The organism is Capnocytophaga sp. oral taxon 323, assembly GCF_001278825.1.
In the GTDB taxonomy this organism is placed as follows: Bacteria; Bacteroidota; Bacteroidia; order Flavobacteriales; family Flavobacteriaceae; genus Capnocytophaga; species Capnocytophaga ochracea.
Window position 1 is genome coordinate 164,731 of sequence record NZ_CP012589.1, and the last position, 14,794, is coordinate 179,524.

13 protein-coding genes and 1 pseudogene are annotated in these 14,794 nt (G+C 37.4%); 7 read left to right on the forward strand and 7 right to left on the reverse strand.

Translation table 11 applies throughout. The annotated features are described in order from the left end of the window. Positions 1-50 precede the first annotated feature (50 nt). Positions 51-2,009, reverse strand: a complete 1,959-nt coding sequence (gene ftsH / locus AM608_RS00750) for an ATP-dependent zinc metalloprotease FtsH (RefSeq protein WP_009421535.1) — start codon at positions 2,007-2,009, stop codon at positions 51-53. 4 nt (positions 2,010-2,013) lie between these two features. Further along, on the reverse strand, positions 2,014-2,385 hold the full coding sequence (gene rsfS, locus AM608_RS00755; RefSeq protein ID WP_009421553.1) for a ribosome silencing factor: 372 nt from the start codon (positions 2,383-2,385) through the stop codon (positions 2,014-2,016). 147 nt (positions 2,386-2,532) lie between these two features. Here rsfS and AM608_RS00760 point away from each other — a divergent pair, with 147 nt between their 5' ends. Further along, positions 2,533-2,775: a hypothetical protein gene (locus AM608_RS00760; protein WP_172672727.1), complete on the forward strand. Its 243-nt coding sequence runs from the start codon at positions 2,533-2,535 to the stop codon at positions 2,773-2,775. Here the strand turns inward: AM608_RS00760 and AM608_RS00765 are convergent. From AM608_RS00765 to AM608_RS00785, 5 genes are all read right to left on the reverse strand, one after another. Further along, entirely contained in the window at positions 2,728-4,593 is a 1,866-nt protein-coding gene (locus AM608_RS00765; RefSeq protein ID WP_053580436.1) for a hypothetical protein, read from the reverse strand. The genes AM608_RS00760 and AM608_RS00765 overlap by 48 nt on opposite strands. Next, on the reverse strand, positions 4,590-5,024 hold the full coding sequence (locus AM608_RS00770; protein WP_015782728.1) for a nucleoside deaminase: 435 nt from the start codon (positions 5,022-5,024) through the stop codon (positions 4,590-4,592). Before AM608_RS00770 ends, AM608_RS00765 begins: the two co-directional genes overlap by 4 nt. A 72-nt stretch (positions 5,025-5,096) precedes the next feature. After that, on the reverse strand, positions 5,097-5,492 hold the full coding sequence (locus AM608_RS00775) for a DUF937 domain-containing protein (protein WP_009409989.1): 396 nt from the start codon (positions 5,490-5,492) through the stop codon (positions 5,097-5,099). A 7-nt stretch (positions 5,493-5,499) separates the two neighbouring features. Then, the gene (locus AM608_RS00780; protein WP_053580437.1) at positions 5,500-6,459 is read right to left on the reverse strand and encodes a D-2-hydroxyacid dehydrogenase; all 960 of its coding nucleotides are present in this window, start codon (positions 6,457-6,459) and stop codon (positions 5,500-5,502) included. A 50-nt stretch (positions 6,460-6,509) separates the two neighbouring features. Then, on the reverse strand, positions 6,510-7,193 hold the full coding sequence (locus AM608_RS00785; RefSeq protein ID WP_053580438.1) for a cell division ATP-binding protein FtsE: 684 nt from the start codon (positions 7,191-7,193) through the stop codon (positions 6,510-6,512). Between the two features lie 542 nt (positions 7,194-7,735). Between AM608_RS00785 and AM608_RS00790 the strand changes: the two genes are divergently transcribed. The 6 genes and pseudogenes from AM608_RS00790 (at position 7,736) to AM608_RS00815 (ending at position 14,658) form a co-directional block, all read left to right on the forward strand. After that, positions 7,736-9,328, forward strand: coding sequence for a hypothetical protein (locus AM608_RS00790; protein ID WP_053580439.1), 1,593 nt, complete (start codon positions 7,736-7,738; stop codon positions 9,326-9,328). Positions 9,329-9,389: 61 nt separating this feature from the next. Further along, positions 9,390-10,250 (forward strand): hypothetical protein, encoded by an 861-nt coding sequence (locus AM608_RS00795; RefSeq protein ID WP_053580440.1) that lies wholly within the window; start codon positions 9,390-9,392, stop codon positions 10,248-10,250. Next, positions 10,247-11,148: pseudogene (locus AM608_RS12755) on the forward strand (hypothetical protein). The gene AM608_RS00795 and the pseudogene AM608_RS12755 overlap by 4 nt, the downstream one beginning before the upstream one ends. Next, the gene (locus tag AM608_RS00805; protein WP_053580441.1) at positions 11,145-12,068 is read left to right on the forward strand and encodes a hypothetical protein; all 924 of its coding nucleotides are present in this window, start codon (positions 11,145-11,147) and stop codon (positions 12,066-12,068) included. The pseudogene AM608_RS12755 and the gene AM608_RS00805 overlap by 4 nt, the downstream one beginning before the upstream one ends. Further along, entirely contained in the window at positions 12,065-12,931 is an 867-nt protein-coding gene (locus AM608_RS00810; protein WP_053580442.1) for a hypothetical protein, read from the forward strand. The genes AM608_RS00805 and AM608_RS00810 overlap by 4 nt, the downstream gene beginning before the upstream one ends. A 764-nt stretch (positions 12,932-13,695) precedes the next feature. After that, on the forward strand, positions 13,696-14,658 hold the full coding sequence (locus AM608_RS00815) for an SIS domain-containing protein (protein ID WP_002671366.1): 963 nt from the start codon (positions 13,696-13,698) through the stop codon (positions 14,656-14,658). Positions 14,659-14,794 lie beyond the last annotated feature (136 nt).

Genomic DNA, 14,794 nt, shown 5'->3' on the forward strand with positions numbered 1-14,794 from the left:
AGAATAAAAAGATGTATCAAAGAGAGTTTGATACATCTTTTTTATTGTAATTACGATACAACTTCTGAGGATTTATCTTCTTCTTCCTCAATAATATCGTGTGGGTCTTTAAACTTGCGCTTACCAAAGATATTTTCAAGATCTTCGCGGAAGATTACTTCACGTTCTAAGAGCAAGTTTGCCAAAGTAGTAAGCTTATCCTTATTCTCGGTGAGAATATCAATAGCACGCTGATATTGTTCTTCTATAATCTTAGAAATCTCTTCATCTATTAGGTGCGCTGTTTTCTCACTATAAGGTTTGGTAAAACTATAATCGGCTTGGGCTGAATCGTAATAAGTAAGGTTACCTATCTTGTCATTAAGCCCATAAATGGTTACCATTGCACGCGCTTGTTTGGTTACCTTCTCAAGGTCGCTGAGAGCACCTGTAGAAATCTTATCGAATATCACTTTCTCTGCAGCTCTACCGCCAAGGGCAGCACACATTTCATCGAGTATCTGTTCAGTACGCACTATTTGGCGTTCTTCTGGCAAATACCAAGCTGCGCCTAACGACTGTCCGCGAGGCACGATAGTTACTTTTACAAGTGGTGCGGCGTGTTCTAAGAGCCAACTTACAGTAGCGTGACCTGCTTCGTGGAAGGCTATTGTCTTGCGTTCTTCGGGAGTAAGGATTTTAGTTTTCTTCTCCAAACCACCTACAATTCTATCCACTGCATCAAGGAATTCTTGTTTGCTTACCGCTGTTTTACCTTTACGTGCTGCAATAAGAGCTGCTTCATTACATACGTTAGCAATATCAGCGCCAGAGAATCCTGGGGTCTGTTTTGCTAAGAAGTCTATATCTAATGTTTCTGCTGTTTTGATAGGTCGCAAATGTACTTCAAATATCTGTTTGCGCTCATTTAAGTTAGGAAGCTCCACATAAATCTGACGGTCGAAACGTCCTGCGCGCATTAGTGCTTTATCGAGGATATCAGCGCGGTTAGTGGCTGCCAATACGATAACATTAGTATGTGAACCAAAACCGTCCATCTCGGTAAGGAGTTGGTTGAGAGTATTCTCACGCTCATCATTAGCTCCCGTCATTACATTTTTACCACGAGCACGACCTATAGCATCAATTTCATCAATAAAGATAATGCAAGGAGACTTTTCTTTAGCTTGCTTGAAAAGGTCGCGCACACGAGAGGCACCTACCCCTACGAACATCTCTACAAAGTCAGAACCAGAGAGTGAGAAGAAAGGTACTTGGGCTTCACCTGCTACAGCTTTCGCAAGAAGAGTTTTACCTGTACCAGGAGGACCTACTAATAGGGCTCCACGTGGTATTTTACCTCCTAATGAAGTGTATTTATCGGGGTTTTTGAGGAAGTCTACAATCTCTTGTACTTCTTCTTTTGCTCCCTCTAAGCCTGCTACATCTTGAAAAGTTACACGCGTTTCTTTCTTTTCATCGAATACACGCGCCTTAGATTTACCAATGCTGAAGATACCACCAGCTCCTCCGCCTCCTGCCATACGACGCATTACGTAAATCCATAAGCCTATGATGACTATAAAAGGCAAAATAGAGAACAGCAAATCGCCGAAGATGTTTTGCTGGGTTTTGTTCTCACGAGTAGTGCTGAGGTTGTTATCTTTTACAATTTGGTCGAATCGGTTTTCGAAATTACTCAAATCGCCTAATTCAAAACGGTATTGGGGTACGTCGCCTGCGTTAGCACCTTGCATAAAGGTATTTCCCGTAGGTTTTACCTCTTTGTGCTCTTCTTTTTTAAGAGCATCGGGGGTGAGATATACATTAGCTTCTTTATGGTTTAAGATGATGATTTTGGATACATCACCATTGCTAAGGTATTCCTCAAATTTAGATTGCGGAATCTCTTTGGGTTGTGACCAAAAACTGGCTCCTGAATAATAATTAAAACCTATAAGTATCAGCAGTAATATGGCATATAACCAATAGGCTGAAAAACGAGACCCGTTGCTTTTATTGTCCGACATATTTTTAATAGTTAGTTTCTAAGTTGATAATTTTAGCGTCTCCCCAAAGTCCTTCGAGGTCGTAATGCTCACGTATTTGTGTTTGGAAGATATGCACCACTACATCCACATAATCGATGAGTACCCACTCGGCATTAGCTTCACCTTCTACGTGCCACGGGTGTTGATGACCTTCGGCTTGACTCACTACCTTTTGGATAGCACCAGAGATAGCCGACACTTGGGTATTAGAAGACCCATTGCACAAAATAAAATAATCGCACACGGTATTCTCTACCTCGCGCAAATCCATAATGGTAATATCGGTTCCTTTTACTTTTTCTATACCAGCTATAATATTACTAATAAGCTGATTTGATGATATTTCCTTATTCAATGTTCTTTATTTTTACAGTTTAAACTTGTTGTATCTCTCTTGAAAGCGCGCAAAGATAAAACATTCCTTTTAGAAAAGCAAAAACATTGCCATTATTCTTCTGTCAGTTAGTTTCAGACATTTTGTCACGTAGTTAAAGATGTGGAGGTGCGAGCCGCACGAGCAGGTGTGAGTTACACGGGAAGGTGCGAGCCGCACGGACAAATGAAGAAAAGACAAACGATGAACGAAGGAAAGACGAACGATAGACGAAGGAAAGACGAACGATGGACGAAGAAAAGACGAACAATGAACGAAGAAAGAACGAAGAATGAACGAAGAATGAACGAAGGTGAGGCGAAGTTACCTAAACGATACGATATTAGGCAAGCGTTGAGAAAAGCTGTGTAGCCTGAAATCGTCGTTGGTAACGCCTGTAAATTTGAAGATATTGTTACCTGTACCTGGGATATTAGGATAATACCCAAAGGAGAATTGTATGGCTCCAAAGGGAAAATAGTCGTTGGAGATATAAAAACCTATGGAAACCTTAGAGTATACTTCTGTTTTTAGAAAGGCAGTGTTTTCCCTACCTATAAAACCTATATCGGCTGAGAGAAACGGGCTAAACCTAAAACCTATCAGCTGAAAAGGAGCATATACTTGCGTTTGTGAGGTGAGAATAAGTTTGCGTGTGCCGTATACTTCACGACTACTGAAGCCTAAGATACCATTAGATTCATTTAAGTTGATTCTGTCGCGCTGGTATACATTTCGGTTAAAACCTACTACAAATGAGGAACGCAAGAACTGACGAAAATGCCAATCGCCTATGTCGAACAATTTACTGAAATAGGTGCCTTCCCCTTTTAGCACAGTTTCTTTGTTCGTGCCGTCCTTGAGGAATGTGCCTACCTCAAAGTTGATAGAATGGTAACCACGCTTGGTATAGTTTGCCTCAGCAAAGCCTATACCGAGATAGGGCAAAGTAGCGTAGTTCTTCCGCAGTATCCCTGAGGTGAGAAACAAAGAGCGTCCTATTCCTACGTCCTCGATATCGCCGTTGCGAAATATATAGCGGTCCTTCACAAAGCCTGTACTATTGAGACTGAATTGGGTGAGATATAAGTTCTCGTTGCCGTAATATTGCTCGGGGTCTATCTCGGGAGAAGGTTTCTCGTAATAATTTATATTGCGAAAACGCCCAGCTATGATAAAGTTATTGATGCGCTTGTTTTCTACTTTTCTGAGGGGCTTTACCCAACTACCAAAAGCATCGAAGGTGCGTGTCATTAGGATAGGAATATAGATAGAGTCGCGATAACTAATGCCTTCGTCTTCATATCGGTATTCGTAATAACCTAAGCGCCCCGACCAGCGTGCCAAAGGTGAATACAGCGGTCGCTCTACCTGTATGCTCTTTGAAAAATAGTTCTCGTAATCGGAATAATAACCGGTTCGCACATTGATGTAAGTGTTTTTGATGTTTCTCACCACATAGTTAAAACCTTTACCATTGTTCCCGATTCCTGAAAAGTATTGTTGATAGGTGAGCGAGAGTTCGTGTCCTATCCCAAAGAGATTTTGCTCGGTAAGTCGTGTCCAGCCTCTACTGCCTGCCAAGTCGCCGTCGACGTATATAGACCAGCTATCGAGCACATTCACTTGCACATCTACTGAATCGGAGGTTTGACTCACAGGGATAGCACACACTTGTGCCCTACGGATATACCGCTGATTGCGCAATACACGCTCGGTTTCACTCAGCAAAAGGGTATCTAAGGGCTTATCCTTTTTAAACAGAAGAAACTTGCGTACCGTACTTTCGCGGGTTTTCACGTGAAGTGCATTGCCAAAACGCTCCAAACGAGTGTTTGGTACTTTGCTTAAATCTCTTTCGTCAAACCCAAAAGGGTCTAAGGTAGTAATAACGATATTTCTAATGATTTTCCCTTGATAAGAAGGGGCTTTTTTAGGAGTAACGGTAGAGGTGCTTGTACCTTCGGATGTCTTTTCCTCAATTATAATAAAGTTATTGAGATTTTTAGTGAGCTTATATTTGCTAAAGAAGTTTTTGATTCTCTCATAAAATACTCTGTTTTTAGCTTCTCTTTCAGGTGAAATGCCTTCTAATAGCGAGTCTTTTACCTTTAAAGTATCTATTTCTTGAGAAAGAAGATAATTCATTCCCAAGAGAAAGAGAGCTATAAGAGTAAAGGTTTTTCTCATTTCCTTTTTTGCTGAAAGAACTGTTTTAACAAGGTTGTAGCTTCCTGGCTTAAAATGCCAGTAACTACTTCGGTTTTTGGGTGGAGTTTGCCCCCCATTACGCTGTAACCTCTATGGGTATCGGGGGCAGCATAGACCAAACGCGATAACTGACTCCAATACAAAGCACCTGCACACATTGCACAAGGCTCTAACGTGAGGTACATAGTGCAACCTATGAGGTATTTGCCTCCCAAATAGTGAGCAGCCATAGTAATGGCTTGCATTTCGGCGTGTGCTGTCACATCGTTGAGGCGCTCGGTAAGGTTATGGGCTTTGGCGATAATTCTGTTATCAATGGTGATAATGGCTCCTACGGGAATCTCGTCTTCCTCGAAAGCTAATTGTGCTTCTTCTAAAGCCTTTTGCATAAAGTATTCGTCAGTATTCATTGAAATAAAAATTACTTTGGCGAAGTACAAAAACTTTGCCAAAGTAATGTTAAAAATACGGTTATAAGGTAATTATTTATTACCGCCAAAGAGGTTGCCAATACCTCCCATAATATCATCCATTACATTTCCGTCTTTGTTTTTGTCGAAGAAAGAGTTCATCATTTCACTGATGTTACCTCCTTTACCTGAGAAAAAGTTGGATATCATTGGGGTTAAGTTTTGGAAAATCTTGCTTACATTATCCAATGAAACACCTGTTTTCTCACTGATAGCTTTTAAGGTAGACGATTGCCCGTCGCCTGTGAGTTTGTTTAAAATCTCACTACCTTCGGCTTTGCCGAGCATCGATTTGAGTGAATCCATTACCGAGCTTACTTTATCGCTACCGATACCTGTTTTCTCGCTCAATCCTTTTACGAGTTGTTGAAGGTTATCACCTCCTAAAAAATCTAACATTCCTGCCATATAATAATTATTTAAATAAGGTTATAATTTGTGAGGCTAACTCAAAACCTATGCGGTTCTGAGCTTCGTTAGTAGCTGCCCCTATGTGTGGGGTAAGCGATACCTGAGGGTGCATTAACACTTGTATAGCGGGGTTGGGTTCGTTTTCAAATACATCTAAACCTGCGAAAGCTACTTTGCCACTATCTAAGGCTTCTATAAGGGCTACTTCATTTAAAGCACCTCCACGTGCTAAATTGATGACTCCTACACCATCTTTCATCAAGGCAAACTCTTTTGCATCGAGTATATAACCTCCTTCTGCTGGGCTGTTGTTGAGAGTGATAAAATCAGCTTTTGCGAGTAGGTGTTCTTTTTCTACGGTTTTGATAGTGAAAGGCAAGGTTTGTCCGTCGAAAAGGTCGAGGGTTATTACTGCCTCAGTTACTTTGGGGTCGTAAGCCATTACGTTCATACCTAAACCGATAGCAATGCGAGCTACCGCTTGCCCGCTACGCCCGAACCCTATAATGCCTATGGTTTTACCGCGCAATTCGGCGCCATTGTTATAGTTTTTTTTAAGTTCGTTAAACTGAGTGTCGCCTTCCAAAGGCATATTGCGGTTGGCATCGTGTAGAAAGCGTACGCCACTGAAAAGGTGAGCAAAAACGAGCTCGGCTACCGAATTAGCCGAAGAGGCTGGGGTATTAATCACGTGTAGGTTTTTGCTTTTGGCGTGTGCCACATCTATATTGTCCATTCCTACGCCTCCTCTACCGATGAGTTTGAGTGACGGACAGCCATCGATGATATCTTTTCGCACTTGTGTAGCCGAACGCACTAAGAGCACATCGATTGCGTGTTTGTTTATATAGTCTATCAATTGGTTTTGAGCTACCTTGGTAGTGATAACTTCAAAACCTTCTTTTTCTAACGCTTCTTTTCCTGAATCGGAAATTCCATCGTTTGCAAGTATCTTCATCGCCATTATATTAATTTAATTAGTAAATTAGTGAATTAGCAAATTGCCAATTTCAATTATACCCTTCTCTGTACAACCTCAAAGATGCGTTCGCCATCGCATTTTAGGGTTTTGGAAGGGAACTTGAGAATGAGGGCATAGTCGTGAGTTGCCATAAGTATGGTTCGTCCGGAGGCGTTGATTTCTTTTAGGACTTGCATTACTTCTACACTGGTTTCGGGGTCTAAGTTACCTGTAGGTTCATCGGCTAAGATGAGTTCGGGGTTGTTGAGCAAGGCACGTGCGATAGCTATGCGTTGTTGTTCGCCTCCTGATAGCTCGTGAGGGAACTTAAAACCTGTATTCTGCATTTTTACTTTTGCAAGTACCTCTTTTATGCGCTGTTGTATTTTTGCTTTATCAGTCCATCCGGTAGCTTTCAGCACAAAAGCGAGATTATCGTGCACGCTTCTATCGGTAAGCAGTTTGAAATCTTGGAATACGACTCCTAGTTTACGGCGGAGCAGAGGGATTTCGTCTTCGGTGAGTTTATTTAGGTTGAAACCAACGACTTTTCCTTTTCCTTTGGTAAGGGGTAAATCGCCGTAGAGCAACTTGATTAAGCTACTCTTTCCTGACCCTGTTTTGCCGATAAGGTACACTAATTCACCTTTTCCAATGGTGAGATTTACATTGGAGAGAATGAGGGTATTCTTTTGATATACTGATACTTCTTTTAAATCTAATACTGGTTCTTCCATTGATATAAGTTCAGTAAGGCAACTATTTACCTTACAAAATTCCTGCAAAGGTAGAAAAAATATTTTGATGATGGAAATTTTTTGGAGAAAAAGTGAAAAAAGGAGGTTATATAGAAAATAGCCGTAGCACAGTAGGCGGTCGTAACACGATGGCAGGGAAGTGGGAGAATTAGAAAATGAGAAAATTAGAAAATGAGAAAATTAGAAAATGAGAGAATGAGAAAATGTGAGAATGAGAAAATGAGAGTTTATTTGGAATTCTTGGAGAGGCTTAGAAAGAAATAAGTTAAATTTACAGATTGTAGAGGGTTAAAATGTGTTAAATATTATAGTTTGTGTTATTGAAAAAAATACAATGATTTGACTTAAACTTTGAGTTTTCAGCAATGTTTGGGCAAAATGATTGAGAAAAAAATGTTAAAATGAAGGATTTACCCTATTTTTCAGCAAAGTTTGAAAGAGGAACGAAATGTTAAAATTTACTTTTGCCTATTGACTTTTAAAGAAATACATTATACTTTTGGGGCAAAAATAAACAAACAATGAGTCATAAAATTATCAAATTTGGAATGTTGGCATTGGTAGCCCTTGCGCTTACTTATTGCCAACGTGAAGATGCCCCTGAGGCACCACAACAAGACCCTGTTCCTGCCGTAGACCCACAAGCGGTAGTGAGCTTAGACGAAGCCAAGAGCCTTTTTGAGGCTTCGGAAAACCAGAAACGTACAGCCAACAGTGTAAGCCGTAGGAAGTACCCGTTTATTGAATTAGAAACCGATTGGCGGTATTTTGAGCAAATGAAAGACTTTGAGGAAATGCCTTATGCCAAAGTGCCTGTGAGGATCTCTAAAACAGAACTCAATGGAGAAGTACTCTTCCTTAAAAAAGATGGGAAGACTAAGCAATATCTTTTTCTTACTCAGATAGATAGTATTATGGCAGATCGTCGTATTATAAATGCTGATTTTTATTTGCTTGATACTAAAGGTGTCTTTCTTTCGGCTTACCGAATGACAGATGGAGTTATTACTCATAAAATAGTACCCAAACGCAAAGGAAGTTATCGAATTATAGATAATAACGAGGCCTCAGCAACTGCGGAAAAGCCTATATGTAGAAGTTGTCCTTTTATTATTGCACCTCTGCCTTTTTCTATAGATGATGAAGGAGATGACGGTGACCAAAAGGGAAGAGGCGAAGGTGGGGGTGGAGGAAAAGACTACTTTATGTTAGAGCCTGTTACTGTTTATGGTAGATTTCCTAGAAAAAGTAGAAATAAATCTGACTTTCCTCATTATACGTATTATGATTATTCACCATATGGTTATGGCGACTTTTATGATGATAGAGATAGAGAAGATAAGAGAATAGCTCTTCAAGAGCTAAGAGAAAAAAGAAGAGCCATAGGTGGCGGAGGTAGCAGTAGTAATGTAGGAGCAGGTATGGCAAAAGAGGAAGAGGAAAAAGAAGAGAAAAAGCAAGACAAAAGAGAAGATACTATAAAAGACTCTCTTACCAACCCGTGTGCAAAGGCGCTTTTAGCTCAAGCCCCTAACTTAAATAACGATATAGCGAGATTGATGCGGAATACTTTTGGGACAAGTGATAAGTTTAATATTACAGTTCATAATAAATCTTTTGCAACAGATACTCTCCATAAAGGTGATGTAGCTTATACTGTACCTAAGGGAAGCATATCTGGCAATGTACACACCTTAGATTGTGATATATACTTAAATGATGATATTATAACTAGGGCTTCACAAGAATATATTTTAGCCACTATTTATCACGAAGTAATACATTCTTATCTTATATATGAACTACAAACTTTGGGAGCTGTAGCTTTTAATCAGAAATATCCTTCTGTATATATGAAAGAGTTTCCTATAGGAAATAGAAACAAAACAAAGATGTACACACTTATAAGAGTAGAGCAACACGATAAGTTTTCTAATTTTATAGAGAGTTTAGCACAGAGTATAATGTCTTTCCCTAATACAAAGATTTCATTGGAAACTGCCCGTGCTATGGCAAAAGCAGGAGTAGTAGAAGAAACTTCATTATCAGAGAAAGAAAAAGACTTAGATAAACAACAAAAATTGGGTAAAAGTGGAACAACTTGTACTCCCTAAAACTCCATAAACTGTGAAACAGGTATTATTATACTTATCATTATTTTGTTCTTGTGCTGTAATGGCACAAGAACAAAAATATATACTATTAGATAGCCTCACCGCCAAGTATAAGGTAAAACACTATACGCTTGATACTTCTCCTTATGGTCCTAAGAATACTATTGAAATATATAATGTTTTTTCAAAACTTTATGGTTTAAATGAAGGTGGAGACTATATAGTGTTGTTTTCTGTACTTCCTAACCTTAGTAGTAAAACAAATTGGGAAGTGATAGATTATGAGGAGATAAAAAATAACTTTTTTCCTACTAAAGAAATTTTTAAAAAAACTGAACATAGAGTGTTTAATGTTTCTCTTGAAAAAGCGTTTGATATTAGCGGAGTAAGATTGGTAAAAAAGATAAAAGACAAATATTATGTAGGAAAAAAGTGTCGTATAGAAGGGTTTTATTGTATGGACTATCCACGTGATATGCAAGTAGCAACCAAGAATTTTATTCTTAATACTAATCAACCTATAAAGCCTATAAATGTACTAAAGGAAGATTATAAAAGAGTGCTTCCAAATCACCCTTTCCCTTTAGATAGAGAAAATTTGGCTTTTCATATTCCTAATGTTCTTGAAGGCACTTATCTTTCTAATATAGAAGAAAAGTGGAGTGATGTAATGTATTATTTTTATCAATTTTGTAATTATGAGGACAGAAGTATTGATGAACTTGTTTATATTAAAGATAAAGGAATTGTAGCGGGTGCCTATGGTGATTTCTTCTATTCAAGGGGAAAAAGAGATATTTTAGGTGGCGATTGGACAAAAATAATAAATGAACCTAAAAATCGTCTACTTTGGGCAGAGGAGCTTAAAAAAGAATGGGCGGATAAAGAGAAACAATTGGAAAACTGGAAGAAAGGAAAATGAAGCAGTTATTATACCTATTACTTTTTTGTTCTTGGGCTATAGAAGCCCAAGAACAAAAATATATATTGCTTGATAGTCTTACCGCTAAATATAAGGTAAAACAGTATACACTTGATACTTCACCCTATGGAGCTAAGAATACAATAGAAATGTATAATGTATTTTATGACGGGAATAGTAAAGATGATTGCTATATAGTGCTTTTTTCGGTGCTCCCTGAGCTTGATAGCAAAACAAATTGGGAAAAAATAGACTATAAAACTATTAAAAATAACTTTTTTCCAACAAAAAACATTTTTAGAAGAATTATGCATAAAGTATTCGGAGTATTTTCTAATGAAAATATATATATATTAATAAGGTAAAATTAGTCAAAAAAATAAAGGGAGAATATTATGCAAGTAAGTATTGTTGGGTGGAAGATTTTTATTGTATAAACGACTCTTTTCCCATACCAATAGCTACAAAAAGTTTTATTCTCAATGTCAATCAGCCTATAACACCTATTGGTGCTTTAAGAGATTTTTTTAGGAAGTTATCTCCTCTTTGTCAGGATTTCCCTTTTGAACAAAATACCGATTCTTTTTGTGGAATCCCCGATTTTCTTAAAAATACTTATCTTTCGAACATAGAAGAAAGGGGAGGGGATATGATATATTGTTTCTACCAATTTTATGAGAATTTACATACGAACATAAGTCGTTTTGGCTATGTTAAAGGGAAAGGAATTGTGGCAGGTGTGTATTTTAATCATTTTATGCCAGGCCCTTTTTTTATTGATAAAACAGGTAATTGGCGTAAACTAAAACGTCTTCCCGAAAATGAACTCCTCTGGGCAGAGGAACTCAAAAAGGAATGGGCTAAAAAAGAAGAAGAGAGAAAGAGAATGGGGATATGAAACAGTTAATTTTATATTTATTATTATTTTGTTCTTGTGCTGTAATGGCACAAGAACAAAAATATATACTATTAGATAGTATTACAAGCAATTATACCGTAAAAAAATATACTCTTAGTACTTTGCCTTATAAGGTGGATTATGAAATAGAAATCTACAATGTGTTTTCTAAAAACTATGGCAAAGACTTGGATAGTGATTTTATAGTCTTGTTTTCAGTACTCCCTGACCTTGAAAGCAAGAATAGTTGGCAAGAAATAGATTTAAAAAAGGTTCAGAATAATTTATTTTCTACTAAGAAGCTTTTTGAAGGATTGGAAAATAAAGTACTTGGCTATGAAATAATTAGTGAAAAGGAAATCAAACCTATACCTAATACACTGAAGTTAGTAAAAAAAGTAAAAAATACATATTATGTAAGTAAAGAGTGTATGGCAGAATCTTTTTATTGTATAGACTCTCCTGAGCAAATGATTATTGCTACAGGAAACTATATTATCAATACCCACCAACCTATAGTGCCTATTACTTTATTAAAAGAAGTGTATCAAAAAAAGGTAAATACCAAATTTCCTCTTGATTGGAATGAGTATCCTCCTATAGAAATTCCTAAACATCAGGAACATATTTATTTAGCTAATATTGAAGAAAAAGAAGGTAATACTATCTATTATTTTTATCAATTTGCAAATGTTTTTAATAGAGGTATCTATCAGTTTGCTTATATCAAAAACAAAGGAATTGTAGCTGGTACTTATGATGATTACTTTTTTCCAAAAGGAAAAGTATATTATAGAGGGGGAGACTGGCTAAAAGTAAGACGTCCTTATAAGGAAGAGTTACTTTGGGCTGAAGAACTCAAAAAAGAGTGGGCTGAAAAGGAGAAAGAACGAGAAGAAAAAGAATTTAATAGGCTATGAAAAGATTAATTGCAATTATTATTCTCTTGCTATTTCAGTGTTCTTTTTCACAGAAATATTTAGTTTTAGAGGATTTAGAAAAGAACTATCAAGTAAAACACTATACATTACGCCCTCATTCTTTTTATGAAGGAAAAGAGATTGAGATGTATAACGTTTATAATCAGGGAGTTTTCTTTGGTTATAATTATTTAACCCTCATCTCGGTATTACCTAATATGAACAATGCTAACTCTTGGGTAGAAGTCTCTAAGGAAGAGGTCGAAAAAGCTGTTGTTAAGATAGAAGAAGTTCGCAGAAGTAATAAAAATAAATTCTTAAACTCCTTCTCTTTAGTAAAAAAAGAAGGCGACAAGTATTATAAAGCGAGATGCTGTTTAGTAGAAGTTTTTCAGTTGATGGATTATTCTTCAAAAGTGCACTTGAACGATAGTAATATCATCAATACAAAGCAAGATTTTGTCACTTATGCTGAGTTAAAAAAAGAATTGAACAAAGGAACACATATTAGTAAATATGCTTCACCGATGGAAGATAAAGAATCTTTCTTGGATAGTTGTTTTGAAAGTATTTACTTATCGGGTACAGAAAAACGGGGTAAAGATACTGTTTATCTGTTTTGGACGTTCACTGCTTGGAATAATCGCTCGGGGTTAGAGGCTTATCATCGTGGCATTGACCGCTTTGCTTATATAGAGGGCAAAGGCATTGTAGCGGGAAGTTATGATTTTTTGTTTGACACTCAAAGTTCGCGTCACTCACATAACAGTGAACCTGCTATAAAAAAAGAAGTAGGTAGAGAGTTACTTTGGGCTGAAGAACTCAAAAAAGAATGGGCTGAGAAAGAGAAGAATAAAAGATAAGGCTATGAAACAGGTATTATTATACTTATTAGTTCTTGTGATGTAATGGCACAAGAAGTGAAAAAGGAATGAGCAAAGAAGAGAACAAAAAATAATTATTATAAGGCAATGGTAAGAAACCATTGCCTTATTTTTTTTCAATAGAGTGGGGATTGCAAAGGTGTGTTATCGGAGAATCTCGGAGAGAATCGGAAAGTATCGAAGATAGAGTTATGGTATAGTTAGCTTATAGAAAGCTTATAGGAAGCTTATACGAATCTTGGAAGATTGGTATAGAAAGGGTACATAAGTAATTAAGAATGAGGGATTAAGAGCGAAGATTGAAGAGTTAAAAAGTGTTAATTAGACGAAGGGTGAAGAGTGGAAAAACGAAAGGTTTAAAGTGAAAAATGGATAGGAGGGCGAAGGTGATTCCAACTTTTCCAAAATCTCAAACTTGGGCAAAGTATGTGGGGATAGTAGATAGTGTGAGTTTGAAGTAGAGAAGTGAAGCTGTGCTTCAGAAATTAAGCAAAATTGATTTCAAATTTAAAACAAAATCAAAGATGTGCCTTGTAAAATAGCTATTCAAGGCTTCATCTTATACAGAAGGTCGTAGCACGGCAAACAGTTCTTTTTAGCCAAGAGAGTGTCGCAAAAAGCGAGTGAATAAAGCGTTTTAATTGTATAGAAAAGATGTTTGTTAGAAAGCAAAAAAGCGAATGGTGTTTTTATATGAACAAAAAAAGTATTACTTTTGCCTCACGCAAAACAATTTATTGAGAATGAAAACAGAAGAAATTATAACCATTGCCAAACAAACTATCAGTGAAGAAGCTCAGGCAGTTGCTAAATTAGTAGACTATATAGATGACGATTTTACTAAATCGATGGAGTATATATTGCAATCGAAGGGGCGTGTGGTGATTACGGGTATCGGGAAGAGTGCTATTATTGCTAATAAAATAGTGGCGACAATGAATTCTACTGGTACGCCTGCTATCTTTATGCACGCTGCTGATGCGATTCACGGTGACTTGGGCATCATACAACAGGACGATGTGGTGATATGCATTTCAAAAAGTGGTAATACGCCCGAAATAAAAGTATTGGTACCATTGCTCAAACGCGGTAATAACAAATTGATAGCAATTACTTCTAACAGAAATTCGGTTTTAGCCCAACAGGCTGATAGTGTGCTTTACGCTCACGTAGAGAAAGAGGCTTGCCCTAATAACTTAGCTCCGACGACTAGCACTACCGCTCAGTTGGTTTTGGGAGATGCCTTAGCGGTGTGTTTGCTTGAAATGAAGCATTTTGGTAGCAGTGATTTTGCTAAATATCACCCCGGTGGAGCATTAGGGAAACGTTTGTATTTGAAAGTGGCTGACATTGTAGTGCACAACCAAAAACCCGAAGTGGCTCCGGATACTGATATTAAGAAGGTGATTGTGGAAATATCGGAAAAGATGTTGGGGGTAGCTGCTGTGATTGATAATGGACGAATTGTGGGGGTAGTGACTGATGGGGATATCCGCAGAATGCTCAGTAAAACGGATAGTATAAAAGGATTGGTGGCTAAAGATATAATGAGTGCTAACCCTAAGACGATTGACTTAGAGAATTTGGCTATTGATGCGTTACACCTAATGGAGAAGAATAAAATTACGCAGTTATTGGTAACGCGTGAAGGGCAATACGAGGGGATTATACACTTGCATAATTTGATACAAGAAGGTTTAATATAGATTTTAAGAAAGGTGAGAGAGTTCTGATGATTGTTCATTGTCAGGTATTTGGATATTATTTTGTAAAAAATATTGCAGATTATTTGGTCAGGTAAAATAATTGTAGTACTTTTGCACCTCGAATTAAAAATTAATC

Excerpts from the sequence above, each read along its gene's own strand:
- AM608_RS00815 (WP_002671366.1), top strand. The coding sequence starts at position 13,696 with ATGAAAACAGAAGAAATTATAACCATTGCCAAACAAACTATCAGTGAA.
- AM608_RS00785 (WP_053580438.1), bottom strand. The coding sequence starts at position 7,193 with ATGGAAGAACCAGTATTAGATTTAAAAGAAGTATCAGTATATCAAAAG.
- AM608_RS00770 (WP_015782728.1), bottom strand. The coding sequence starts at position 5,024 with ATGAATACTGACGAATACTTTATGCAAAAGGCTTTAGAAGAAGCACAA.
- AM608_RS00775 (WP_009409989.1), bottom strand. The coding sequence starts at position 5,492 with ATGGCAGGAATGTTAGATTTTTTAGGAGGTGATAACCTTCAACAACTC.
- AM608_RS00790 (WP_053580439.1), top strand. The coding sequence starts at position 7,736 with ATGAGTCATAAAATTATCAAATTTGGAATGTTGGCATTGGTAGCCCTT.
- AM608_RS00765 (WP_053580436.1), bottom strand. The coding sequence starts at position 4,593 with ATGAGAAAAACCTTTACTCTTATAGCTCTCTTTCTCTTGGGAATGAAT.
- ftsH (WP_009421535.1), bottom strand. The coding sequence starts at position 2,009 with ATGTCGGACAATAAAAGCAACGGGTCTCGTTTTTCAGCCTATTGGTTA.
- AM608_RS00810 (WP_053580442.1), top strand. The coding sequence starts at position 12,065 with ATGAAAAGATTAATTGCAATTATTATTCTCTTGCTATTTCAGTGTTCT.
- AM608_RS00795 (WP_053580440.1), top strand. The coding sequence starts at position 9,390 with ATGGCACAAGAACAAAAATATATACTATTAGATAGCCTCACCGCCAAG.
- AM608_RS00780 (WP_053580437.1), bottom strand. The coding sequence starts at position 6,459 with ATGGCGATGAAGATACTTGCAAACGATGGAATTTCCGATTCAGGAAAA.
- AM608_RS00805 (WP_053580441.1), top strand. The coding sequence starts at position 11,145 with ATGAAACAGTTAATTTTATATTTATTATTATTTTGTTCTTGTGCTGTA.